Raw genomic sequence first — 23690 nt, 5'->3', positions numbered from 1 at the left:
CACCAAACCCCGGCACAAAAAAAGGTGGAATATATTCCACCCTACACCCCCAAACACGTAGGGTGGATTAAAATCCACCAAACCCAACACAAAAAAAGGCGGAATCCACCCCCCACAAACAATGCCAAACCCCGTAGGGTGGATTATAATCCACCAAACCCCAACACAAAAAAAGGCGGAATCCACCCCCCACAAACAATGCCAAACCCCGTAGGGTGGATTATAATCCACCAAAACCCAGCACAAAAAAAAGGTGGAATATATCCACCCCCATAACAAAAGAAAATTAAATGTCTGACTATAATGCTGAATCCATCGAAGTCCTAACCGGCCTCGACCCGGTGCGAAAACGCCCCGGCATGTACACCGAAACCACCCGCCCCAACCACCTTGCCCAAGAGGTGATTGATAACAGTGTCGATGAAGCACTAGCGGGCCACGCCAAACAGATTGATGTGGTGATCCATAAAGACGGCTCCCTAAGCTGTACCGATGACGGCCGCGGTATGCCCGTGGATATGCACCCCGAGCAGAAAAAACCCGGTGTAGAAGTCATCCTGACCACCCTCCATTCCGGTGGTAAATTCAATAACGACAACTACCAATTCTCCGGTGGCTTGCACGGGGTAGGGGTGTCGGTCGTCAACGCCTTATCCAAAGTGTTAGAAATCAACATCCGCCGAGGCGGTGAAGTCTATGAAATGGAATTCAAAGACGGCGAAAAATCCAAAGACCTAAAAGTGGTCGACACCTGCGGCAAACGCAATACCGGCACCAGCATCCGCTTTTTACCGGACGCCAGCTATTTTGACTCCGCCAAATTTTCCATCTCCCGTATGCGCCATGTATTGCGCGCCAAAGCCGTGCTATGCCCCGGTTTAAAAGTCACCTTCAAAGACGAAGCCAGCGGCGAAAAAGAAGAATGGTTTTACGAAGATGGCTTACAAGACTATATGATGGCCAGCACCAAAGGCTGGGAAACACTCCCCGCCGAACCGTTTATCGGCAGCTTTGCCGGTAGTAACGAAGGTGCAGACTGGGCCGTGCAATGGCTACCTGAGGGTGGCGAGCTAACCACCGAGTCCTACGTTAACCTGATCCCAACCGCACAGGGTGGTACACACGTTAACGGTTTACGCACCGGCTTACTCGATGCCATGCGCGAGTTTTGTGAATTTAGAAACTTACTACCGCGCGGCCTTAAACTATCCCCCGATGATATTTGGGATAAATGCTGTTTTATCCTGTCATCCAAACTGGCCGACCCACAATTTTCCGGCCAAACCAAAGAACGTTTAAGCTCCCGTGAAGCCGCCGCCTTTGTTTCCGGTGTGGCCAAAGATTCATTTAGCCTATGGCTAAACCAGCACACCGAAGATGCCGAAAAACTAGCCGATATGTGCATCAACAATGCACAGTCGCGGATGAAAAAATCCAAAAAAGTCGCCCGTAAAAAAATCACCTCAGGCCCCGCCTTACCCGGCAAACTGGCGGACTGCTCTGGCGATGATGCCGAACGCGGCGAATTATTTTTAGTGGAAGGTGACTCAGCGGGTGGTTCAGCCAAGCAGGGCAGGGACAGACAGTATCAGGCTATCTTGCCACTGCGCGGTAAAATCCTAAATACCTGGGAAGTCGACTCACAAGAAATTCTAGCCTCCGAAGAAGTGCATAATATAGCCGTCGCCATTGGCGTAGACCCTGCCTCTGATGACTTATCCGGCTTGCGTTATCACAAAGTCTGTATCCTTGCGGATGCGGATTCCGACGGCCTGCATATCGCCACCTTAATCTGCGCACTGTTTGTCCGCCACTTCCGTCCACTGGTACAAGCCGGCCATGTGTTTATCGCCATGCCCCCGCTATACCGTATCGATATCGGCAAAGAAGTGTTTTACGCCTTAGACGAAGGCGAAAAACAAGGCATCCTCGACCGCATCGAAGCCGAAAAGAAAAAAGGCAAAATCGGTGTACAGCGTTTTAAAGGCCTGGGTGAAATGAACCCCATGCAATTACGTGAAACCGTTATGAGTGGCGACACCCGCCGTTTAGTCCGCTTAACCATTGAGTCCGGCGATGAAACCAACCAGATGATGGATATGCTACTGGCCAAAAAGCGCTCTTCCGATCGTAAAAGCTGGCTGGAAGAAAAAGGCAATCTAGCGGAAGTCTAACTGAGCATCAGCGCTTAATGCGCTTTGCGTTTCCCCGCCGTAAAAAATGATGGCGGGGAAACGGTTAAAAAATGTGTATTTTCATACAGCTTACCCGCTACAAAGCTTGGTTAAGCTCCGACCGGTACAAGCCTTACTCTGCTTCATGGCAAACAGCCAACAATTTGTTACCATCTAAATCACGAACATAGGCGGCATAAAAATTCGGATGATTGACTGCCCTAATGCCAGGTGCACCCTCATCAACTCCGCCATTAGCCAGTGCCGTGTTATAAAACTTATCGACTGACTCGCGAGTGGGGGCTACAAGCCCAACATTGGTACCGTTCCCTGATGTAGCAGCTTCGCCATTAGCGGGTGTTAATAGCCATAGCGTATCAATGCATTTTCCTGATATGTCACCATAGCCAACCCAACTTTCGCCACAACTGCCACGCTGATACCCAATGGTCTCCATGACAGCATCATAAAACTTAGTGGATTCTTCAATATTATTGACGCCTAGTGTTACGTGACTCAGCATTATTTGCACTCCATGGTTAGTTTAGTAAGAGTTTCTTCCACGACCATTTGACCGAAAACCAAGCCGTGCATTAACTAAGACACTTCAGCGTGTAATATCCCCACCCTTGAGCGTATTTTTTTTTCAACCACCGCTTCAATAAACCATTTTCCGGTTTGGTTAAATTATTTAAGCGTTTAAATGACAAGTGCCTGTTCTGAATGGTTCTTTGACCGGGGCGATGTTTGAGTAATCGGTTATACATGTTCTCCGATTTTGTTACTGACAGCGAGTAAGGGGTACCATGCCAAAATTGCGTATGTCATTGAGCCTGTTACAACAAGAAGCACGATGCTAGAGCTTGTATGAAAGCAATAGATATTAATTTGGCATATCGGATGATCTTGAAGGGTCCTGAAAACAAGAGATGCGAATTCCCTTATTTGATATTTACGTAGTTCATAATTGGCCTTGTACTCGCTATATAGTAACACCAAAAAACCAACAGTGGCTTCGGCGCCCATAATGTTGGCGAAAAGTAGTGCTTCTGTAAAGAATGGAGCTACCAATAAAATGATGGCCCAACAAATGATTAGACGTCGGTTTGTCTTGATCCAATTCATTGACTTTCCTTGCTTGCATAACAGCTTATTAAACCGCCAGCAGGCGTATACCCCCTGGCAGTCATTCCTCAAATTCGACCTTATTCAACGACCATTCGACCGAAACCCGAGCCGTGCATTAACTAAGACACTTTAGCGCTTAATATCCCCACCCTTGATCGTATATTTTTTTCAACCCCCGCTTCAATAAGCCATTTTCCGGTTTGGCTAGATCAGTAGAGTCATAGCAACGGGAGAAGTTACCCAGATACTAAAAGTAGAGCAATAAATAACATCGTAAGACCAACAATAAATTCCAGGACCTTCCATGCTTTAGGGCTTTGAAATATTGGAGCCAATAATCTAGCGCCATAACCTAGGCTAAAAAAGAAAATAAATGAACCCAATATAGCCCCTAAAGCAAATTGAAGTTGTTCCCCCTCGTATTGAGTAGAAATACTACCCAGTAGTACCATGGTATCCAGGTAAACATGAGGGTTTAACCATGTAAAAGCCAAGCAGATAGCTACAGTTTTTAAAGTTGAGTTCTGTAACTTTTCTTCTGGTATTAATGCATGATTTTGGCTAAATGAGGACTTAAAACTTAAAGCTGAGTAAACGAAAAGAAAGCCAGCGCCACCATAACGAGCATATTCTTCGATAACAGGGTATTCATTTACAATCACTCCAAAGCCCGCAACACCAAGTGAGATTAAAATAGCATCAGAAAGAGCGCAGATTGAACAAATTAGTAAAACACTCTGCTGTTGAATGCCTTGTTTTAAAACAAAAGCATTCTGAGAGCCAATGGCAAGGATAAGAGATAAACTAAGAGTAAACCCTGCGATAAAAACCATAATTAAGAAAAATCGCTCTTATTTGTATATGACGGGCAGTATTTTTAATGCATAAAGCTCAGATCAGCGGTTTATCCGCAATTATCCCAAGTATCAAACATAGCCTCAATATTATGCCCATCGGGGTCACGGACAAAACAAGCATAGTAATTCTCTGAATAATTGGGGCGGGGGCCAGGGCCTCCATTATCCCTTGCGCCAGCTGCAAGTGCTGCCTCGTAAAACTCTTGAACTTTAGCTTGGCTTTCTGCACGAAAAGCAATATGAAAGCTTGTTAACTCCTCTGTCGTCTGAGGACTACATATTTCAAATAAAAATCCCTTTCCAAGATCAAAGGCCCAAAATTTACCTTCCTCCCCAAAGGAAACATTGTATCCAAGTGGGAGAAACGCACTCTCATAAAATTTTTTGCTTTTCTCTACATCACTAACTGAAATGGTAACGTGATCAATCATAATTTTACCTTCTAATGATTTAACCAGCTTGCTGCAGAGCGTTGACAAGCTTGCTATATTTCGTCTGGCACTTCGCCGGTTGCTATTAAGTTACTAAACTGTTGTTCATTAAGGCATTGAACGCCCTGAGATTCAGCTTTTTCGATTTTCTTTGGCCCCGCATTTTCTCCGCCAACAAGGTAATCAAGTTTTTTGGTGACTGATGCAACAACTTTGAACCTATTGTCGTGAGCTAAATTAACCAGTTCTTTTTTTTTGCTTGTGCCAAATCCAGTAAAACAGACTTGTAGCCGATTATCTTTGGCCTTGACCGTGCGCATGGAATAAATAATTTTCCAAGCTTCAGCATCAGATAGAGCTTCGATTTCTTCGGCGCTCATATCTGATTTAGACTTCAAAATCATCGTTGGTTTATCGCTGGCCATAAACTCTCCTTGAAATATAACGCAGTGCATTAACTAAGACACTTCAGCGTGTAATATCCCCACCCTTGAGCGAATATTTTTTTCAACCGCCGCTTCAATAAGCCATTTTTCCGGTTTAGTTAGAGTATTTATGAGCCTTTTAAGGGTTTAAATGACAAGAAAAATGACAAGTACCGGCCCTGAATTACTCGCAAGGCGGTAAAGGGTGGGCAGTATTATGTCTGTAAAATTATGTAATACCGTAGTTGAACTTCCGAATTACATAGATGGTGATCTAATGGCGCAGTTTAAGAGCACAGTAGTGTTGGATAAAATACAGCGGTTGCCGCAACTGTTGAGCTACGTTCAAGCGATCGTTGATCGTGGGCAGCGCAATGGCCAGTTCGTGCTTACGGGTGTCCACTAGAAGCGCTGCCTTACCATGTAATTATTTCTTTCCATACCGCTCTATTTTTTAATAGCTGACAGTTTATTTCCGTTAATGCTGCGCCACCACCAGGCGAAACAAAGCATAATGTTGTAACGGTATCCACAAGATAAAACAGGCCGGATTTACCACCTACATTTTGTGTATAAACGCCATTACTACGTTTTGTTGGCTTAGGCTCACTTGCAGAGAGCAAAGTGCTGGAAAAAATAAACATGGATAACAGCAGGTATATAATCGGCTTATTCATAAGTCACCTTCCTTCAGTAGATAAAATTTCCGTACAATTGATCCAGAGTCCTTTTGATACATAACACCTTAAGAGGGGGCAGCCGTTACGCTGTTTCGTTTACTTCAATGGTTAACTGTTTCTCGCTTAACCCATGATACTACGGGGTTTATCCACTCACTTCTTGGGAGATAGAACGCACCATGCTCTTTGCCAGTATTAATAGACACTTCTTTAAATGAGGAGGGTGCTGGCGACCTTGCCGCTAGCTTTTTACAAGACCCCGCCAAATCGGATTCCTCATAAATAGATAATATGTGCCCATGCAAACGTAGCCCGTTAAGAAACTCATCGGTTTCGTACCATTCTCCGCAGGTGGCCATAATCGCGAAGTTAACATCATTATTTTTAAGTAGAGAGGATGCAATTACCGTAATCATTGCTCCTTTAGAAAAGCCAATAACGGTTATATCTTGAGCCTTGGTGCCGTTGGCAATCAAGGTGGTTATTTGCTCTGATAATTTCTGGGCATAAGATAGGTAATCAGTATCGATAGCACGTTGCTCGGAAATAAGAGTAAAACCAAATCTGGACAGCGCGGCGACAATGGCCGGATAGTCGTAGAGGCCGTACTGGGGATGAATCGGTTTAGGGTCACCTTTTTCAATAATCGCACCATGAAGATAGAACACATGTTTCTTCGCCATATCGGAATCGGCCAAGGCAGCTTGGCAAAAAAATAGCATCCCAATTATTGTCGCTAAGAAAAATGACAAAAGCCTATCCTGAATTACTCCCTTAAAAACCAACCTAACCCCCGTCTTCACTTTATAGCTAGCATAAACCAACCCAAGCGCCAACAACGCAGGCAAGGTCACCCCATTAAAATCCATCAGCAAAAATTCCGGTGAGCAAAGGCCAACAATCACCTCCCATATATGAAAAATAGCGTGGCAAACCAGCCAGCCCGTTGGCACTACCCATAGCAGCACGCGGTGTTTGGCCACCATGGCCCCATAGATAAAGGCCGCGCCGATTAGCATATAGTTGATACCAATATCCCGCACAAAATGCTGATTAAACGGCCCCCTGGCCGGCACACCCGGCACCGCCCAATACCAGGACTCGGGGGCAACCGTCATAAAGACCCCATTGGCCAGCGCAGCCAAACCTAGCAGCAAAGCCAGGCCAGTAATTATTTTATTCAACATAATTCGTCTCCTTGTTTAACGCTCTTGGTTGTTGGTTGATTGGGGGGCTGATGGGGGGCCAGAGTGATATCGCCGACGTTAATATGTTGGCAGGCCTGACCGTAACCCAGCGTATATTTCAGGGCAGGGTATACCCGGTATGAGCTAATGCCGTAAGCAATCGCAATCAGCCCTTTATGGCCCCATATTGCAATAATTTTTTGGCGTAAGTTTTCCGCCTCAGGTTTATGCGCCAGCACCAGGTCAGTAAACTCCACCACCAAGGCCATATCCTCAGGTAGCTGGTGCAAATCGCTTTCAATAATCGCCCGCACATTATCCCGGCTAAGCTTTGCCTCCAGCGCCATATCAACCACCAGTTGAGTGCAGGGCCCGCAGTCCTCCCGGATAATGGCCCGCAGCCTGGCGGCAAATAAAGGGCCAGCGGGCATATTGCCGGCATGAGATGACAGAGTTTGAAAACCCATAAATTTTAAAAACGCCCCAACATCATTATTCAGAATCTCCTGTTGATAACGAATATCGTAGTTATAGCGTTTTTGAAACGCTAACAGCATCTTATTAAACAGATATCGAATCATCGTCTCACCTTAAGTGATGGCTAAAAGCCTACCCCTTTTCATAGGCCTGCACCGGCCTGACCAATAGAAAAAAACTCAACAAAAAAATCCACCCGCTGGCATAAAGCATCACAGAAAAATCCCCCTGGTCCAGCAAGCCCGAAGCAAGCAGCGGCCCTGATGCCAAGCCGAGAGACGCCGCCACCGCCGCCATAGTAGACAACTGCCCGCTAGCGTCCATCTCCGCCGTTACCGCTAACAAATACGATTGCACCGCCGGCCAGGAAAAAAACAGCAGCGCCATTGACGCTATATACAGGGCCTGCGTAAGCGGTGAGATACTGAGCATTAACGCCGCAATTATCGACAAGGCGATACCGCCGACCAGCCAAAACAAACGCCCAAAACGATTGCCGATAATCACCGGCAGCATGGCACCGATAAGCCCCAGCATCCCCGTTAAGGCGATAGAGCTACTAACAGCTTCGGCAGAAAACCCCGCCCCCAAACCGATAAGCCCCACATAGGCCCAAATCGCACTGGCAGCGCAGGGGTAGCAGAGAATGGCCAACAACAATAAGCCCTTATTAGCCAACTGCCCGGACAAAGCTAAAAACGCTTGGGTGGATTCGCCGCCCGCAGGAAGGGCAGGAATAAACAACAGAAAAGCACAAGCCAATAGCGCAAAGCTGGCCATCATATAAAAAACGGCATAGGCGCCCAGCCGAGCTTCCAGTGCTGGCAAGCTATAAATAACCAGCGAGCCAATCGCAAACTGCACCAATAACAACAGCCCAAAAGCCCGCTCGGGATTATTTAACCGGGCAAGCACAGAAAAAGCGATACCCACACACAGCCCACCTACAGTGCCCGCTAAAAAACGCCAGGCCAGCATGGCACTGAATCCATCCATGCCTACAGTATCCATCCTTACAGCACTCATCCCTACAGTACTGATATCAATAAAAGTCAGCGCCGCTAACAAGACAAACAGCGCCGTTTGCCAATGCACCCGGCGCACTAAAAAAATAGCCACCGTACTCCCCACCAGGCCGCCATAGCCATTAAAGGCAACAATCTGCCCGGCCTCGGCCTCACTAAAACCAATCTCCCCCGCCAGCGCATTAACAACACCCGGCAGAAAATTAATATAAGCCAGGCCAGCCATAGCGATAAACGCCAGCAAACAATAATGAAGGGCACTATCGAAGGGCGCTTTTTTTACGGGCCAATGTGTCAATACAATATCTCCACCCACACTAACAAACCCCAGGCACCGCAGGCAGCTTGGAAAAACTCCCCCGATAAGGCCGCCCCTGTTCAACCAAATACTTAAACCCCGCCAGCGTTTGCCCCGCCATCCGCCGGGCGGCCCAATACAGCAATGGCTCCAGCAACCGGCCGGCCATCCCCCCTTTAACACCATCTCGGATTCTGTAGTTAACAACGTTTTATCCCCATGGCCTGCCACCGACCAACAGTTACTGGCCCGGGCCATCAGCGGAATATTAAACCCCTCATACCGCAAATAGCGGCCTTCCTCCCACGCAACAATACGCTCCTTAATACACAAATCATTACTCAACACACATTCCCGCTCCGCCGCCACCCCGCGGCTAAGCGGCCCCGGGCAAGAAGCCGAAACCACCGCCTCCGACCATTCAGAAATCCGTTCCAAATCGGCTAACACCGCCCAGACTTGATCGACCGGGGCCTCAATACAGGCACTGGCTTTGAGATATAACATAGGCTTGCTCCCTTGCAGTATGGATGGGGGAATACAGTGGCTTCAACTTATATAAGACGCTTTTTATATAAGACACTTTGGGGCCTAAAAACCCCACCTGCCAAGCACCCAGAAAATAAACTTATCGTTTATCCACTACGCGCACGGCTTTCCCCTCTGATCGGGGCAGAGAGCCACTTTTACAGATAATTACAAGGGTCGATATGCCAACAAAGGTTTTAATCTTATAGGTGAGTTCTTTTTTGCAGGTCTCAATATCTTTGGTGTTGTCACTGTAGGCTTCAACCTTAATAGTGACAGTATCCAGATTGTTTTGCTTCTCAACGATAATTTGATAGTGCGGTGTCAGCGCTTTCTGGCTTAGGATTTGTTCCTCAATTTGCGTAGGAAATACATTCCTGTGCGACCCCGGGGCCAATAACTTCAGAAAGCCCGAAAATATCCGCAGCATCAATACCCATACGGGTTTCGATTTTTTCATTCATAAGAAGGGCGTTACCATAATAATATCGGGTCTAAAATCAGCAATCAGTTGCACTTGCTTTTCGGCCTGTCACGCCGGAGGTCGCGAATTCGAGTCCGGTCCGTCATTATTATTTTTATTAAAATCAATAAGTAAAAAATATATCTTCCATAAAGTTTGACCGTCCTAAGTTCCGGTTTTTTCTTGGCAACACAAAAATCTATTTTTTACTTCTCCTCTCGGCCCCCTGCCAATTGCTCTTGAAAAAATAAAAGGAAATATCTTTCAGGCGTTTGTTGGGAATCGTAAACTGCATTATCGAAATAAATGAAGCAGTACAACCTTTGGCCGTCTGCATGTTCAATGGGAAGGTGTTACGATTCAGCACTATGCGCTACTGAACGTTAATTACTGACTATTTAGCGCATATATTATCGTGCTTTCTTTAAACTCCCCCGCCGCATCCACCAACCAATCCCAGAGATAAACCCCATAAGCGCGATCCACCAATAACTCATAGCCTTGCTCACTGATGCGGTGCACCAGAACCGCCACTTGTGCAAAGCGGGTAACCGCACATTGCCCAATTGCAAACCTGTCCACATGCCAATCCACAGCACTGGCTTTGGCGAGCAAGTCTTGTACATGCTTACCACTTAGGGCTATCACAACACGGCTATCGCTAATATCAGTGAGTAAGGCCACGTCATTGAATAAAGGCGTCAAGCGATCGATCCATTCACCTTCGCGTCCCGCTGGCATCACCCATAGCCATTCATGGGGTGTTAACCACAAGCATCGACCATGATCGTTGCCACTCGTCCAGCCCGGTGAGGGTAGTACTAGCTTTGCAGCTGTCACCGCAGAATGAAATGCTGCACCTTTGACGGCACGCTGTAATTTCACCAGCCCTAAACAAGGCATTTCTTCCAAGGTTAAAACACCGTTTGTCCAGTGAGCCGTCATGGCCTTTTGCTGTCGATCAAACAATGCCGATTGTGCGTGTAAGTTAGCCATTGAGTCGCTCCCCTTTACCATCAAAATGGGTGGGGGAAACCAGTGTGGCCGCAACGGTTTTCCCTCGAGCGTATACATACACCTTTTCATTCATGCGCTGGCGTGCGTTTTTTACCAGACCCAAACCAATCGAGCAATTCAGTGTGGGACTCAGGCACACCGATGTCACGTAACCCTGGGAGGACGTTGGCATCTTCGGGTGAGCACCATCGATAATATGCCCGCCCAAGGGGAGGGCTTGCTGGGGGTCAACAGCTGTTAATCCCACAAACTGCAAGCGATCAGTTCGCTGATCATTCGGACGCTGCAAAGAGCGGCAGCCGATAAAGTCAGCCACTTTTTTGCTGATCGGTACACCCCAGCCAAGGTCTAAGGGGTTGGTGGTACCGTCAGTATCCACCCCTACATGGAGGTAGCCCTTTTCTGTCCGTAGGGCCATCAGAGACTCAACCCCGTAAGGGGTAATAGCAAATGCCTGGCCCCGTTCATCAATCGTTTCCCACAATGCCAAACCATAGCGGGCGGGCACGCTGATTTCATAAGTCACCTCACCGGTAAAGCTGGCTCGCAGCACTCTGGCGGGCACACCTTCAATGGTGCCGGTGCGAAACTGCATATGTGGAAACGCCTCACGGGAAAAGTCGATATCCGTATCTAATTGTTCTACAACCTGCCGTGCTTTAGGGCCACTGACCGTCACGTTGGCCCATTGTGTCGTCACATTGTTAACCGCAACCTCAAGGTCCAGCCATTCACAGTGCAGCCACTCTTCCATCCACTGAAAAATCCGTACGGCGCCGCCACTTGTGGTGTGCACCATAAAATGATCCTCGGCCAGGCGTACAAACACCCCGTCGTCAATGACCACACCCTGCTCATTACACATTAACCCGTAACGAGCAAACCCCGGTTTCAGCGTTAAGGCATTGTTGACATAAATACGGTTGAGAAAGATGGCGGCATCCGGGCCTTTAACTTCCAGTTTGCCCAGTGGAGAGCCGTCGAACATGCCAACGCCCTTGCGCACCACTAGGACTTCACGACGAATCGCCGCTTGCTCATCTTCGCCGGGGCGCAAATAATAATCGGGGCGCATCCAACCATAATCTTGCATTTGGCCCCCGTGAGCCTGATGCCAGGCATGAGCTGGCATCAGCTGTCGCGGCGCATAGTGCTCACCGATTTTTCGGCCGGCAATCGTGCCCAGGGTGACCGGTTGATACGGCGGACGAAATTTAGTGGTACCCACCTGAGGCATTGAGCGGCCACTGAGCTCGGCCATCACCGCCAGTGCATTGACATTGCTGGTTTTGCCTTGATCGACACTCATGCCATTGGTGGTGTAGCGTTTGACATGCTCAATGGAGAGCAAATTTTCTCTCGCCGCCAACTCAATATCCGCCACCGTGACATCGTACTGAAAATCCAGCCACTGTTTGTGGGTGGCGACCCCTTTGGTAGACCAATAGGGCTCCATGGCTTGCTGAACCGGCTCTGCGCAGCGTTCTGACGTCAGGCGTGGCACGGCGACCACAGCGGCACCCTCGCGATAGCCACTGTCCAGACACGCCTGCAAGGTCATGTCCCCATTGGCCGCACCCACCACCGTGACCGCCTGTGCACATTGCCTGGGGACAAAACAAGCCTTTGCATCATCAAAGGTCAGCGACCCGCCGGCTTGTGAGTAAAGATGGAGGGTGGGGTTCCAACCGCCCGAGATCGCCACGACATCACAGGGTAGTGTTGGGCCGGTTTTACCCAAGTGTCCATCGCCCAGATGTTCGGCCAGTTGCACCGCTCTAACGGCCCGACGACCGATCAGTGTTTGTACGGTATAACCACAATACAGCGGTAGGTGTTTTTCTATCACCGCTTGCTGTAAGGGGCCATTGGGCGATGCACGGGTATCCACGATGGCCGCTACCGTCTGCCCCGCCGCATGCAGCTCAAGCGCGGTGTGGTAAGCACTGTCGTTGTTGGTTACCACCACATTGTAAGCCGACTCCTCCGGCCATTGTCAGCTTTGCAGCATTTCCTGCTATTTTGGCGGGTATTATTGACAGTCCCTACCGAATTCCTGACCAAGAACAATATCCTATTTTGCCACATTTTTTTTATACTAGGCTCTTAGCCTAAAGTGTTAGGCAAAAGATACTGAGTCTAAATATGATCATACTGAAAATCGCAGTTATCCCCGGCGATGGTATTGGCAGGGAAGTGATACCCGAAGGTATTCGGGTGTTGGAGCAAGCTGGAAAAATCCACGGTATTGAGTTTCACTGGACCCATTTCAACTGGTCTTGTGAAACTTATCATCAAACCGGATACATGATGCCTGCAGACGCCATAGAGCAGCTGCGAGCATTTGACGCTATTTATCTGGGTGCCGTAGGATTTCCAGGTGTACCTGATCATATATCTTTGTGGGGCTTGCTGATTCCCATTCGTCGGGAGTTTGACCAGTACATTAACTTGAGGCCAGTACGCCTATTCGAAGGTGTACCATGCCCTCTCGCTGGTAAGAAGCCCGGTGATATTGATATGATTGTGGTACGGGAGAACGTCGAGGGCGAGTACTCTAATATCGGCGGTATTCAGTATGCGGGAACCGAACACGAAATCGTAATTCAGCAAAGCCTCCTTACTCGTCGTGGCATTGACCGAGTGTTCAAGTATGCCTTCGAGTTGGCCCAGACCCGAGCGGCCAAGCATGTGAGTTCGGCCACTAAGTCCAATGGCATTATCCACACCATGCCTTTCTGGGATAAGCGCTTTGCGGAAATGGGCAAGGAATACCCCGCGATTAAAACCGACCAATACCACATCGATATTATGACTGCTAACTTTGTGCTTAAACCAGAGCACTACGATGTAGTTGTGGGCTCCAACCTATTCGGCGATATCCTCTCCGACTTGGGTCCTGCTATTACCGGAACCATAGCTATAGCACCGTCAGCGAACATTAATCCCGAGAAAAATTTCCCTTCAATGTTTGAGCCGGTACACGGTTCTGCACCTGATATCGCTGGGCAAAACATTGCCAACCCCATTGGTGCCGTATGGGCCGGAGCCATGATGCTACAGCATCTGGGACACCATCAGGCGTATAACACCATTATGGCTGCTATTGAAGAAGTCTTGAGTGAAAGTAGAAATCTAACTTGCGATATGGGGGGCCAGGCTAGCACTCAGGAATTAGGTCGAGCAGTAGCAAGAGCGATTATTTAGGAAATCAGAGAATTGTTAATAAGAGCTTATTTTTTTCGAGCTGAAAATAAAATCTATTTACCATAAATAACAGGTTTAATGCATGGAAACATCCAATGTACCCGTTATCGGACTCAATGGCACGCCACGAGAACGTGGCCGCATCTATGGCGAAACTGCCAAACCCTTAATCAATGAGCTTGTCAAAAACTGGCACACTGATCTCGGTAATTTGGGCCTGAACAGCATCACAACAAAATCCCTGAATGCTGATGAATATCTGAGCAAATTGTTATCACGAACACCATTTTACGGTGGGACCCCGTGCGAATCGGATTTAGAGGCCTTTAAGTTTAAAGTCAACTTTTAAGCATTATCACTGTACGCGGCGATGCCCTTGTCGAGATCATCAGCCACATGGAGTTAGCACATGAATTTACCACTGAACGATCCCAGCTTGTTAAAAAACCAAGGCTACCTCAATGGCGAATGGGTCAATGGCGATAGCGGTGACACCTTTCCAGTCTTCAACCCTGCTACAGGTGAAGAAATTACCCGAGTAGCCAATATGGGGACCATCGACACACGTCGTGCCATCGATGCGGCGAAAGCAGCTATGAAAGAATGGCAAAAAAAATCCGCTAAAGAACGCTCGACTGTACTACGCCATTGGTACAATCTGATTATTACCAATCAGGAAGATCTAGCTGTAATTATGACGTCTGAACAAGGTAAAGTGTTGGCTGAATCCCGTGGGGAAGTGGCTTACGGTGCTTCCTTTATTGAATGGTTCGCGGAAGAAGCCAAGCGTGTTTACGGCGATGTGATCCCTACACCACAAACCGACAACCGCGCTATTGTGATCAAACAGCCCGTAGGTGTAGTAGCCGCAATTACCCCCTGGAATTTCCCCAATGCCATGATCACTCGTAAGGTGGGTCCAGCCTTGGCGGCAGGTTGTGCTATCGTGATTAAACCTGCCGAAGAAACACCACTGTCAGCTCTGGCTTTAGCCAAGCTGGCCCAATGCGCTGGTCTTCCCGCCGGGCTATTAAACATTCTGCCCAGCAAAAACTCACGTGAGATAGGCGCAGAAATGACGGGTAATCCCTTCGTCAAAAAACTTTCGTTTACCGGTTCTACCCCGGTGGGAAAAGCCTTGATGAAACGATGCTCAGATACTGTCAAACGCACGTCTATGGAGTTGGGTGGCAATGCGCCAGTGATCATTTTCGACGATGCAGACTTAGACAAAGCGGTCGCTGGAGCGGCGGCTTCCAAGTATCGAAACTCTGGGCAGACTTGTATTTGTATCAACCGTATTCTAGTGCAGGACACGATTTACGATGCCTTTGTGGAGAAATTCGCCGCTCTAGTCAAAACCTACAAGATTGGTAATGGTCTAGACAAGAGCAGCACTCATGGCCCAGTGGTTAACAAAACTGCCATTGGAGATATCCAGGTCTTAGTGGATGAGGCATTGGAAAAAGGTGCAGTTGCTATTGTTGGCGGCAAACCCAGCGACCAGGACGGTTACTTCTACGAGCCCACGATACTCACCCATGTCTCTGATAGTATGCGCGTATTCCGCGAGGAGATATTCGGCCCGGTAGCCCCTATTTTTAGTTTCAGCTCCGAGCAAGAAGCCATCGCTATGGCCAACGACACTGAATTTGGTCTGGCCTCCTATATTTATACACGCGATCAGGGCCGCGTGTGGCGTGTATCCGAGGCTATCGAATGTGGCATGGTCGGCGTCAACGAAACTGCAATCACTTCGGAAGTGATTCCCTTCGGCGGTATTAAGGAGTCTGGCCAAGGGCGCGAAGGTTCCAAGTACGGCCTCGATGATTATCTTGAAATAAAATATATCTGTATGGGCGATTTACATGCCTGATCCAAAAATTCAATTATAAGGTAAACCCACCGGCCCAAATATTTTAAATATGGAGACTGATTAATGACCTCTATTATCTACCCCACCACAAACTTTAAAGCCACCGAGCAATTCTTTATTGAGCGAGGTGAAGGCGTTTATGTGTTCGACAACAAAGGCAATAAGTATATCGAAGGCCTCGCCGGTCTCTGGTGTACCTCCTTGGGCTACGGCAACAGGGAGTTGATTGATACTGCCAGTGAGCAGATGTCCAAACTAGCCTACACGCATATGTTTGGTGGCAAGACTCATCAGGTAGCTATTGACCTGGCGGAAAAACTCACCGCAATGCTACCGGTAGAAGATGCCAAGGTATTTTTCGGCAACTCCGGCAGTGATGCCAATGACACCCAAATGAAACTGATACATTATTACTTCGACGCTATTGGCATGCCTGAGAAGCGCAAGATTATCGCCCGTGAACGTTCTTACCACGGTGTGACAATTGCCTCAGCTTCCCTGACGGGTTTGTCAGTCAACCAAATTGGTTTCGATTTACCCATTGATGCCTTAGGAGTACTACGCACCGATGCGCCACACTACTACCGAGGGGCTCAGATCGGCGAGACCGAATCGGATTTTGTTTCACGTATTGTCAACAACCTAGAACAACTAATACTCAAGGAAGGCCCAGATACTATTGCGGCATTTATTGCTGAACCCATTACTGGTGCTAGCGGTGTCATCGTTCCTCCAGATGGATATTATCAGAAGGTAGAAGACGTACTAAATAAGTACAATATTTTCTTCTGGGCTGACGAGGTGATCAACGGCTTCGGTCGCACTGGTCAGGACTTTGGCTCCAATACAATGGGTATCAAGCCCGATATGATGACTCTGGCCAAGCAACTTTCATCGGCCTATGTACCTATCAGTGCTTCTGTCATTCGCGGCGACCTCTATGAAGCAATGGTTGAGCAAAGTGCTAAGATGGGCGTATTCGGTCATGGCTACACCTACTCAGGTCACCCGGTAGCTTGCGCGGTTGCACTAAAGACTCTGGAGATTTATGAGCGCGACAACATCTTTGAACGGGCAGCCCAAGTCGGTGAATATTTCCAGAACCGCCTGCGTGAGCTGGAGCAGCACCCGCTAGTGGGTGAAGTGCGAGGCAAAGGCCTACTTGCCGCCGTAGAGCTTGTCGCCAACAAAACGTCCCGACAGGCTTTTGAGGGAGGGGGCATAGGTGCCTTCGCTCAGCAGGCCTGCCAAAATAATGGTCTGATTGTACGTGCCGTAGCTGGCTCCTCCATCGCCTTTTGTCCACCACTGATAATTACCAAACGTCAAATAGATGAAATGATAGGGAAGTTTAGTAAGTCCCTGAATGAGATACTGGATTTTATTGTGAAAGAAAGACTACTTTCCGAATAAACCCAATCTCTACTCGTCCGCAGACCTTGGGGTCTTTGTAATACTCCTTTTTATACTCACTAACACAGGCTAGAATTTGGACAAAACCAAAAGAGCTGGCAAAGTGAGCAAAGTATGTTAAATAATAAACTCGACCACATCGACATTCATATCCTTGCTGTATTACAGACCAATGGACGTATCAAAAATTTGGTCTTGGCCGATAAAGTCAATCTTTCCCCAAGCCCTTGTTTACAGCGGGTTAAACGACTTGAGCAGCTGGGCTATATTCTGCACTACGGTGCAGAAATCGATATCAATAAAATTACCAATACGGTGGATATCTTTACAGAGATCACAATTTCCGAGCACACTCCGGCTGATCACCAACACTTCGATGTTGAGATTGCCAAGATACCTCAGGTCATCGAGTGTTTTCAGGTCTCTGGTGGCTACGACTATCTGACCCATTTTATGTGCAAAAGCATTCAGGATTACCAGCGAGTTATTCAAAAAATTCTGAATTCAGATATGAAGGTCAACAAATACTTTAGCTATGTGGTGATGAAACCCATAGTGAAGCGCCGTCCTGGACCTTTAAAACAACTAGCGGAAAAGGAAAGTGGAATATAAATGAATGGCACTTAATTAAGCCCAAGTTTTCTCCCATGCCCCCGCAATCCCTCGAACCCAACCATCGCCCGCCCTTGTTGCTTTCCTCGGACGCCTCCCTCTTGCCCAATATAAATAATGTAATTTGAATACATTCAGTCCTGATTGTAGTGTATTTAGCTTATCCTTTTCCCACACCTGCATTTTAGAAAAAGCACCCCAAGTATCATCAAAACGAGATTGGCGAAATAGTATATTCAGGCATGGGCACCATGATTGGTTATCTCGAAGAATTGTGCAGAAAGCCTTAAGCAATTTCATGATCTCCCGGTAAGATATGTATAGACTTAGCTTACTGGGCTTTTTTAATGAGGAAGGGAAGAGTTTCCAGCAAGACTTTCAGGATTAATCTAATATGTTTGGATGATGAAATAGAGAGTTTTCCCAACAGTGTCCCAACTGCTGTTCCGGGAAGTTAGGCACACAGTGTGTAACTTAAAGGTCTAGTTTCATTGTTTAACTGTATTGTCAGTTAAACTACTACAGTTTACCCACTCCTCAGAATTAGCTTACGTCTCGCTCGGCGGTTTGGCTTTCAACAAATGTTTAACTACATAGTCCCAGCTGCCGTTTTTCTTACATACCAAAAAGCGTTATCACCTTTTATCCAATGAGGATAGATTGTAGCATTCAATGCCAACTTTTCGTTGAGGATCCCTTTCTCTAAGGACTCAGCTCTTTCATAGAGAACTCTGATAGCGGCCTCGTCAAAGTATTGGTTTTCCGTATGCTGCATACAAGGTTCTCCTTCCAATTTTTTCAGTTCTCAATAAATCAAAGCCAATAAATAATAATTGAGCTTTGATAATGATTAATTTGATAATTATAGTCTTAACAAAATCGAAAAAAACATTACAAACATATAGTGTCTAGCTATAGAGTGCCATGTATAAATACTTATTCACCTAAATGTTTATGAAAGTGATCAACAATAATTTGGTATGCTTCTCTGGATTCTGAAAAATTAGAATTATAAAGAAATACATGGTTTAGGCCCTCCCAAACATTAAGGTCAGCTTGTACACCAAGTTGCCTTAATCGCGAGTGGGTATGAACTACGGAGCTTAGGGCTTCATCTCTGGTTGAGCTTATGAGAAGTGAAGGTGGGAATTGTGTAAGCGTTTCTAACGAATAACCAGGAAATGGAGTGAGATCATTCTTTGATATTTTTTCAAAATACGGGTTTTCTTGCGGTGATTCATGAGGGTCGTTAACAATCGCTTCAGCGAAGTAGCCTGAGTCCCCTGCATTCCAATAGTATGCTGCTGCGAAAAACATACCAATAGCGCCAGGTAAAGGCAGCTTTTCAGCCAGCAAATGGGCAACAACTTGTGAAGTTAAAATACCACCCGCTGAGCTACCATAAATACCGATGCAGTTGCTATCATACTGGCTTAATAGCTCTTTATAAACATTAACAACATCTTCAGTTGCAGCAGGATATGTGTGTTCTGGTGCTAATCGATAGTCCACACTAATGACTTTTGTTCTACCCACAGCGGAAATTGGAATAGACTCAATTTGGCTATTAGTACGAGAGCCAGACGTAAACCCCCCTCCATGAAGATTGATGAGCACCCTATTTTTTTTTTTTTTGCGATAATGCCATCCATAGGCTCGAAAATGTCAGTTAGTACTCCACCAATATACTCTTGCTTCACAGATACTTGGTAAAGCTTAGTCATACTTGTATAAAGTGATGAGGAATAAAACATCTCAGCTGGGTCGTAAGATTTCGAACTAAACTGTTCGCAGTGCTGGTTAACTTTTTTCACAAAACTATCAATACGATCTTTATAATCAATAAGTTCTTTTTTTGTATTGGGGCTCAATAAATCTGACGCTGGAAGTTCAAATGGAGGTACTGAAATCACACTTTTATCGTTACCTTTATTACTATGCATTGCAGAACTTGACTCTGTATTGCTAACACTGGTTAATTCGGTGTTGGACATGATCGATTTATCCTCAGTCATTATCGTAAAAGTTAACCTTCATTAAAAAGGCTTTGATTGGCTATTGTTTTAGTATGTAGCAGGAATGTATAGCGGGTCGCAATTTTTGGAAAGGTCCTCGCCGTCACAGTTTGCATACCTCCCACCCATACTGTTGTAATCGGTCCAAGAGTCATTAATAATCTGTATTCTTTTGCTTGCAGATATTTTTCCCACTAGAGTTATCTCCTACTTAAATTCAGGACCATCCTTTTAAGCGTCCTCTCATTAATTGGGTATATAATTATCGAGGACTGAAAGTCCTCTACTTTTCAGAACAGGGAGCGTAATATGAGAGGGGTATTTCTCTGAATGGTAAATACGAGTGCGCGCGATTCGCCACTGACTTTCGTTAACGTTATCGCCACCTGTATTGAGATTTCGAAAATATTTGGGGAAATTGCTACCCGTAATTTCAATTCGAATTTGGTGCCCGGCTTTAAATACATTGCTGGTGGCCATGGGGCCAATTTTTACTTTATAGACTTTGTCTTTTTCCATAAACACGGCCTTGTCATAGCCCTCTCGATAACGAAGTCGCTGGATGCTATCGTCAAGCTGATAGGCCGTTCCATCTGGCGCGACGTCAACCAACTTAAGTGTAATGTCAGTATCGAGGACATCGGAAGAAACGTATAGCTCAGCTTCAATCGGGCCTGTGATATTGACATCGTCATTTAAGGGCTCTGAGGAATAGACTAAGACATCGTAACGGGATTCCACTTCAGCCTGATTAAAGGGGCCGTAGCCACCCACGGCCATCATACCGCCAGCGCCAAATCGGAGTCTGGATCGAACCGGATTAGCAGGGTCATAAACAAATTGATCGCTTTTAGCGTTACTACCGGTTTCTGGAACTGGGGTCAGTTGTAATTTTCCTGTGCCATAACGACTATTGGCACGGCCATCACTGTTCAGGTAATAACGACGATAGTGAAGGTTTTTAACGGGCCACTGATCAAAAGAGCGCCACTGGTTATCACCCATTGTGTAGAGTTGGACCTTTTTGCGTTTTGTAATCTTATTGTTCGTACCTTTAAGCCAATAATCAAACCAGTCGGTATACAGCTTTAAGTAATCAAAACGGGCATCACCTAAATCACGATCACCGACCGTCGTCTGCTCTGTTTCTAAGCCCTGAGTACAGTGCATACCGGGTGCAATAAGCATAAACTGATTGTTAACGGTTTTTGAGTCAAATGCATTATTCTGGACGTAATTATATAGCGCAATATTGGGCGCTACCGTCGTATCGTACCAAGAGAAAACCCATAAAGCAGGGACTCCGAAACGGTCACCTTCTCTAGCCAAGTCTAGGTTTTCCCACTCAGGGTCAGCGGGTGTACGTTGTATATAGCGATCGATGGGGGTCTCTGGACTACCGATGCTTTTCATAATGCCACTCACCGGTAAGCTCTCGAAGCTATCATCAAGATTGATGGCTTTTTCGGGTTCGGGTTGTTGTGGTTGCAAACGGTATTTTTCCGCCAGGTTGATTCGCTCTTGCTGTGAAAGATTGCCAGAGAATTGTGGACGATGTTGGTGGCCATGATCTTTATACCACCCAAGCAGGATGGATTGCAGAGCACCGCCTCGATAGAAATTCCCCTGCTCATAAAACGGGCCTATCTGACCAACGCCTACGCCGGGAGCCACAGGAATCATGGCTTTGTGTGCAGGGTGGTCTAAGGTAGCCAGGCCCAATTGATTTTCAGCTGCGGAGGAGCAACCGAAGGTTCCTATATGACCGTTCGACCAGGGTTGTTTGGCAATCCATTCCAGGGTGTCATAGCCATCCTTTTTTGCTTCTGGAAGAAATTCATCGTATCTTCCTTCAGACCAGTGTGTTCCTCGTTCATACTGAAATATCACAAGGTAACCGTTTTTTAACCAGTGAGAATAAAGCACTGCATTCCAGGACAATTCAAAATCATAAGGCGTCCGAATAAGGATGGTCGGGAGATTTTTTCTTTCACTCTTCGGGAAAAATATATCGGCAGAGAGATTTATTCCATCCCGCATAGGAATGTACACTTTCTCCTCTTTATCAAATTGCTCAATTTCAATTTTTGCCACACGCGGATCAGCGCCATATTTTATGCCCAGTCCATAGCTTTTGTGCATCGTAGTTACTAGCAATAAAAAAATGACTAATTTTTTTATTGCTATATAGCATCTGCCGGATTCAGGTACTCGCGGATAACTCCGAGCAGAAGGGGTGTCATGTTCTACGTACAATATTTTATTGACGCTGTTTGTGGTGACACTCATCCTGCCACTCCCAACACTAAAACCAATAACACGGCTACCGGTGCGATATACCGAATTAAAAATCGCCAAATCCCATAAACGCTTGGGCTTAGTGCCAGTTCTTCATCGGTTGATGAGCGATGCATGATCCAACCGGCAAAAAAGGCAATGAGTAATCCGCCGATCGGGAGCGTTAACTGATCGGTCACAAAACCGATCACATCAGTGGTCGTTTTATCGGCAAAACCCGGCAGCCAAGCCAAAGGCGCCACGGCTGACCATTGGTTGTAGGATAAAATGCTGAAGATGCTAAGTAATAAGATAACAACACAACTACCCCAGGCACCTTTACGACGACTCATGCTTTTGTGCGCCTCAGCCCAAGCCACTAACGGTTCCAATAAACCCACCATTGAGGTAATGGCGGCGACGGAAAGTAATGTGAAAAAGACGATTGAAAACAGATGGCCAGCGGGCATATGCGCAAAAGCCAGTGGTAAGGCTTCAAAAATTAGGCCTGGGCCACCCTATGGATCAATGCCGTGCTGAAAGACTAAAGGAAAAATGGCCAGACCCGCTAACAAAGCCACCAAGGTATCAGCGATGACAATGATGAATGCAGAGCGGCCAATAGAGACCTGTTTAGGCAGATAAGCACCATAGGTCATCATGGCCGCCATCGCCACACCGATGGAAAAAAAGGCTTGCCCCACAGCGATCAGTACGGTACCCGCGCTGATTTTGGAAAAGTCGGGGTTAAAGAGAAAGTTTAACGCTTGCGAAAAGGCACCGGCATAAGCCGCGTAAGCCACCATCACCACCAGTAACATAAACAAAATCGGCATCAAAATAGTCACAGCGCGTTCAATCCCGTTTTGCAATCCGGCACTGACGATCAATGCAGTTAACCCCAAGGCCAGTGCAGTCCAAAACACCATACCGCCAGGGTCGGCTAACACCTGTGCAAATAATGCAGTGCTATTGCCTCGATTAAACCCTATAAATCCGTCCATCACTGCGACTGCAAGGTATTGCAACACCCAACCGGCAATCACGCAGTAGATAATTAAAATCAGAAAGGCGGTGAGTAGGGTCATTGCACCCAGCCAATGCCAGTGGGGTGAAGCGCCTTCCTGTTGAGCGACCTTTGCCATACTGACATTGGGGCTGTGTTTCCCCCGCCGGCCAATTAAAATCTCGGCCATCAAAATCGGCACCCCAATCCCAAAGGCACAGAGCAGGTAGATCAGCACAAAGGCACCACCACCGTTTTCACCGGTGATGTACGGAAATTTCCAGATATTCCCCAGACCCACCGCAAAGCCTACCGATGCCATTAAAAAGGTGAAGCGGGAGCGCCAATGCTCAGGCGACTGAGCATTGGTCTCATTGGTCTTGGCGTTTAATGCCTGTGCGGTCGTTATCTGCATTGTTTAATCAATCACTCGATAAGCCTTTTTATTGAATCCAGCACATGTCAGTTTTCTTTGATGCGCTCAATATAATTCCATGGGATTAATTGATGCGCGAACGATGGACCACAAAACTAATACAAAGGTATTAGCCGCTACCTCATTGATGGCAAACAGCTTGTGGCTCGCGCCGAATG

22 protein-coding genes and 1 pseudogene are annotated in these 23690 nt (G+C 46.8%); 7 read left to right on the top strand and 16 right to left on the bottom strand.

All coding sequences use genetic code 11. From position 1 onward, the window contains the following. Positions 1 to 290 precede the first annotated feature (290 nt). On the top strand, positions 291 to 2174 hold the full coding sequence (parE, locus tag BST96_RS06765; protein WP_085757964.1) for a DNA topoisomerase IV subunit B: 1884 nt from the start codon (positions 291 to 293) through the stop codon (positions 2172 to 2174). Between the two features lie 133 nt (positions 2175 to 2307). Here the strand turns inward: parE and BST96_RS06760 are convergent, their stop codons facing one another. The 4 genes from BST96_RS06760 to BST96_RS06740 form a co-directional block, all read right to left on the bottom strand. Then, the gene (locus BST96_RS06760; protein WP_085757963.1) at positions 2308 to 2697 is read right to left on the bottom strand and encodes a VOC family protein; all 390 of its coding nucleotides are present in this window, start codon (positions 2695 to 2697) and stop codon (positions 2308 to 2310) included. A gap of 841 nt (positions 2698 to 3538) precedes the next feature. Next, positions 3539 to 4135, bottom strand: coding sequence for a LysE/ArgO family amino acid transporter (locus tag BST96_RS06750; RefSeq protein ID WP_085757961.1), 597 nt, complete (start codon positions 4133 to 4135; stop codon positions 3539 to 3541). Between the two features lie 71 nt (positions 4136 to 4206). Further along, positions 4207 to 4590 carry a VOC family protein gene (locus BST96_RS06745; protein WP_085757960.1) on the bottom strand — a complete coding sequence of 128 codons (384 nt, stop codon included), beginning with the start codon at positions 4588 to 4590 and terminating at the stop codon, positions 4207 to 4209. A gap of 53 nt (positions 4591 to 4643) precedes the next feature. Then, positions 4644 to 5015: a BRCT domain-containing protein gene (locus BST96_RS06740; RefSeq protein ID WP_085757959.1), complete on the bottom strand. Its 372-nt coding sequence runs from the start codon at positions 5013 to 5015 to the stop codon at positions 4644 to 4646. 217 nt (positions 5016 to 5232) lie between these two features. On the opposite strand from BST96_RS06740, the gene BST96_RS21520 reads away from it, so the two are divergent. Further along, positions 5233 to 5421 (top strand): AAA family ATPase, encoded by a 189-nt coding sequence (locus BST96_RS21520; protein WP_476703806.1) that lies wholly within the window; start codon positions 5233 to 5235, stop codon positions 5419 to 5421. Between the two features lie 10 nt (positions 5422 to 5431). Here the strand turns inward: BST96_RS21520 and BST96_RS06730 are convergent, their stop codons facing one another. The 7 genes from BST96_RS06730 to BST96_RS06700 form a co-directional block, all read right to left on the bottom strand. Then, on the bottom strand, positions 5432 to 5692 hold the full coding sequence (locus BST96_RS06730; protein ID WP_085757957.1) for a hypothetical protein: 261 nt from the start codon (positions 5690 to 5692) through the stop codon (positions 5432 to 5434). A 104-nt stretch (positions 5693 to 5796) separates the two neighbouring features. Next, positions 5797 to 6882: a hypothetical protein gene (locus BST96_RS20710; protein ID WP_206045417.1), complete on the bottom strand. Its 1086-nt coding sequence runs from the start codon at positions 6880 to 6882 to the stop codon at positions 5797 to 5799. Continuing rightward, on the bottom strand, positions 6876 to 7463 hold the full coding sequence (locus BST96_RS06720) for a hypothetical protein (RefSeq protein ID WP_085757956.1): 588 nt from the start codon (positions 7461 to 7463) through the stop codon (positions 6876 to 6878). Before BST96_RS06720 ends, BST96_RS20710 begins: the two co-directional genes overlap by 7 nt. 28 nt (positions 7464 to 7491) lie before the next feature. Further along, positions 7492 to 9189 (bottom strand): SRPBCC family protein, encoded by a 1698-nt coding sequence (locus BST96_RS06715; RefSeq protein WP_085757955.1) that lies wholly within the window; start codon positions 9187 to 9189, stop codon positions 7492 to 7494. A 121-nt stretch (positions 9190 to 9310) separates the two neighbouring features. Continuing rightward, the gene (locus BST96_RS06710; RefSeq protein ID WP_085757954.1) at positions 9311 to 9670 is read right to left on the bottom strand and encodes an acyl-CoA synthetase family protein; all 360 of its coding nucleotides are present in this window, start codon (positions 9668 to 9670) and stop codon (positions 9311 to 9313) included. 390 nt (positions 9671 to 10060) lie between these two features. After that, the gene (locus BST96_RS06705; protein ID WP_169713938.1) at positions 10061 to 10669 is read right to left on the bottom strand and encodes a sarcosine oxidase subunit gamma; all 609 of its coding nucleotides are present in this window, start codon (positions 10667 to 10669) and stop codon (positions 10061 to 10063) included. Further along, on the bottom strand, positions 10662 to 12659 hold the full coding sequence (locus tag BST96_RS06700) for a glycine cleavage T C-terminal barrel domain-containing protein (protein WP_085757952.1): 1998 nt from the start codon (positions 12657 to 12659) through the stop codon (positions 10662 to 10664). The genes BST96_RS06705 and BST96_RS06700 overlap by 8 nt, the downstream gene beginning before the upstream one ends. 176 nt (positions 12660 to 12835) lie before the next feature. On the opposite strand from BST96_RS06700, the gene BST96_RS06695 reads away from it, so the two are divergent. The 5 genes from BST96_RS06695 to BST96_RS06675 all read left to right on the top strand — a co-directional run bounded on the left by BST96_RS06695 (position 12836) and on the right by BST96_RS06675 (position 17798). Continuing rightward, the gene (locus BST96_RS06695; RefSeq protein ID WP_085757951.1) at positions 12836 to 13897 is read left to right on the top strand and encodes a tartrate dehydrogenase; all 1062 of its coding nucleotides are present in this window, start codon (positions 12836 to 12838) and stop codon (positions 13895 to 13897) included. Positions 13898 to 13979: 82 nt separating this feature from the next. Next, complete coding sequence (locus BST96_RS06690; RefSeq protein ID WP_085757950.1) at positions 13980 to 14246, top strand: hypothetical protein; 267 nt, start codon at positions 13980 to 13982, stop codon at positions 14244 to 14246. 60 nt (positions 14247 to 14306) lie between these two features. Then, positions 14307 to 15773 (top strand): NAD-dependent succinate-semialdehyde dehydrogenase, encoded by a 1467-nt coding sequence (locus BST96_RS06685; protein WP_085757949.1) that lies wholly within the window; start codon positions 14307 to 14309, stop codon positions 15771 to 15773. A gap of 63 nt (positions 15774 to 15836) precedes the next feature. Continuing rightward, on the top strand, positions 15837 to 17186 hold the full coding sequence (locus tag BST96_RS06680) for an aminotransferase (protein WP_085757948.1): 1350 nt from the start codon (positions 15837 to 15839) through the stop codon (positions 17184 to 17186). A gap of 114 nt (positions 17187 to 17300) precedes the next feature. Further along, a complete protein-coding gene (locus BST96_RS06675) occupies positions 17301 to 17798 on the top strand; it encodes an Lrp/AsnC family transcriptional regulator (RefSeq protein ID WP_085757947.1) in 498 nt (165 codons plus the stop codon). Between the two features lie 589 nt (positions 17799 to 18387). Here the strand turns inward: BST96_RS06675 and BST96_RS06670 are convergent. From BST96_RS06670 to BST96_RS06655, 5 genes and pseudogenes are all read right to left on the bottom strand, one after another. Then, positions 18388 to 18573, bottom strand: a complete 186-nt coding sequence (locus tag BST96_RS06670; protein WP_085757946.1) for a hypothetical protein — start codon at positions 18571 to 18573, stop codon at positions 18388 to 18390. Positions 18574 to 18734: 161 nt separating this feature from the next. Next, positions 18735 to 19409, bottom strand: coding sequence for an alpha/beta hydrolase (locus tag BST96_RS06665; protein ID WP_338043314.1), 675 nt, complete (start codon positions 19407 to 19409; stop codon positions 18735 to 18737). Further along, the gene (locus BST96_RS20950) at positions 19295 to 19792 is read right to left on the bottom strand and encodes a hypothetical protein (protein WP_240554912.1); all 498 of its coding nucleotides are present in this window, start codon (positions 19790 to 19792) and stop codon (positions 19295 to 19297) included. Before BST96_RS20950 ends, BST96_RS06665 begins: the two co-directional genes overlap by 115 nt. Positions 19793 to 20059: 267 nt before the next feature. Continuing rightward, a complete protein-coding gene (locus tag BST96_RS06660) occupies positions 20060 to 22102 on the bottom strand; it encodes a CocE/NonD family hydrolase (protein ID WP_085757944.1) in 2043 nt (680 codons plus the stop codon). Further along, positions 22099 to 23511 (bottom strand): annotated as a pseudogene (locus tag BST96_RS06655) (sodium-dependent transporter). Before BST96_RS06655 ends, BST96_RS06660 begins: the two are co-directional and overlap by 4 nt. Positions 23512 to 23690: the final 179 nt, after the last annotated feature.

The organism is Oceanicoccus sagamiensis (assembly GCF_002117105.1).
GTDB classification, from domain to species: domain Bacteria; phylum Pseudomonadota; class Gammaproteobacteria; order Pseudomonadales; family Dasaniaceae; genus Oceanicoccus; species Oceanicoccus sagamiensis.
Note: the sequence above shows the minus strand (reverse complement) of the source record. Positions and strands in the feature narration are given on the sequence as shown.

Coding starts and splice junctions, on each gene's coding strand:
- BST96_RS06670 (WP_085757946.1), bottom strand. CDS start 18,573: ATGCAGCATACGGAAAACCAATACTTTGACGAGGCCGCTATCAGAGTT.
- BST96_RS20710 (WP_206045417.1), bottom strand. CDS start 6,882: ATGTTGAATAAAATAATTACTGGCCTGGCTTTGCTGCTAGGTTTGGCT.
- BST96_RS06760 (WP_085757963.1), bottom strand. CDS start 2,697: ATGCTGAGTCACGTAACACTAGGCGTCAATAATATTGAAGAATCCACT.
- BST96_RS06710 (WP_085757954.1), bottom strand. CDS start 9,670: ATGAAAAAATCGAAACCCGTATGGGTATTGATGCTGCGGATATTTTCG.
- BST96_RS06715 (WP_085757955.1), bottom strand. CDS start 9,189: ATGTTATATCTCAAAGCCAGTGCCTGTATTGAGGCCCCGGTCGATCAA.
- BST96_RS06750 (WP_085757961.1), bottom strand. CDS start 4,135: ATGGTTTTTATCGCAGGGTTTACTCTTAGTTTATCTCTTATCCTTGCC.
- BST96_RS06740 (WP_085757959.1), bottom strand. CDS start 5,015: ATGGCCAGCGATAAACCAACGATGATTTTGAAGTCTAAATCAGATATG.
- BST96_RS06680 (WP_085757948.1), top strand. CDS start 15,837: ATGACCTCTATTATCTACCCCACCACAAACTTTAAAGCCACCGAGCAA.
- BST96_RS20950 (WP_240554912.1), bottom strand. CDS start 19,792: ATGTCCAACACCGAATTAACCAGTGTTAGCAATACAGAGTCAAGTTCT.
- BST96_RS06695 (WP_085757951.1), top strand. CDS start 12,836: ATGATCATACTGAAAATCGCAGTTATCCCCGGCGATGGTATTGGCAGG.
- BST96_RS06685 (WP_085757949.1), top strand. CDS start 14,307: ATGAATTTACCACTGAACGATCCCAGCTTGTTAAAAAACCAAGGCTAC.
- BST96_RS06720 (WP_085757956.1), bottom strand. CDS start 7,463: ATGATTCGATATCTGTTTAATAAGATGCTGTTAGCGTTTCAAAAACGC.
- BST96_RS06675 (WP_085757947.1), top strand. CDS start 17,301: ATGTTAAATAATAAACTCGACCACATCGACATTCATATCCTTGCTGTA.
- BST96_RS06690 (WP_085757950.1), top strand. CDS start 13,980: ATGGAAACATCCAATGTACCCGTTATCGGACTCAATGGCACGCCACGA.
- parE (WP_085757964.1), top strand. CDS start 291: ATGTCTGACTATAATGCTGAATCCATCGAAGTCCTAACCGGCCTCGAC.
- BST96_RS21520 (WP_476703806.1), top strand. CDS start 5,233: ATGTCTGTAAAATTATGTAATACCGTAGTTGAACTTCCGAATTACATA.
- BST96_RS06745 (WP_085757960.1), bottom strand. CDS start 4,590: ATGATTGATCACGTTACCATTTCAGTTAGTGATGTAGAGAAAAGCAAA.
- BST96_RS06705 (WP_169713938.1), bottom strand. CDS start 10,669: ATGGCTAACTTACACGCACAATCGGCATTGTTTGATCGACAGCAAAAG.
- BST96_RS06730 (WP_085757957.1), bottom strand. CDS start 5,692: ATGAATAAGCCGATTATATACCTGCTGTTATCCATGTTTATTTTTTCC.
- BST96_RS06660 (WP_085757944.1), bottom strand. CDS start 22,102: ATGAGTGTCACCACAAACAGCGTCAATAAAATATTGTACGTAGAACAT.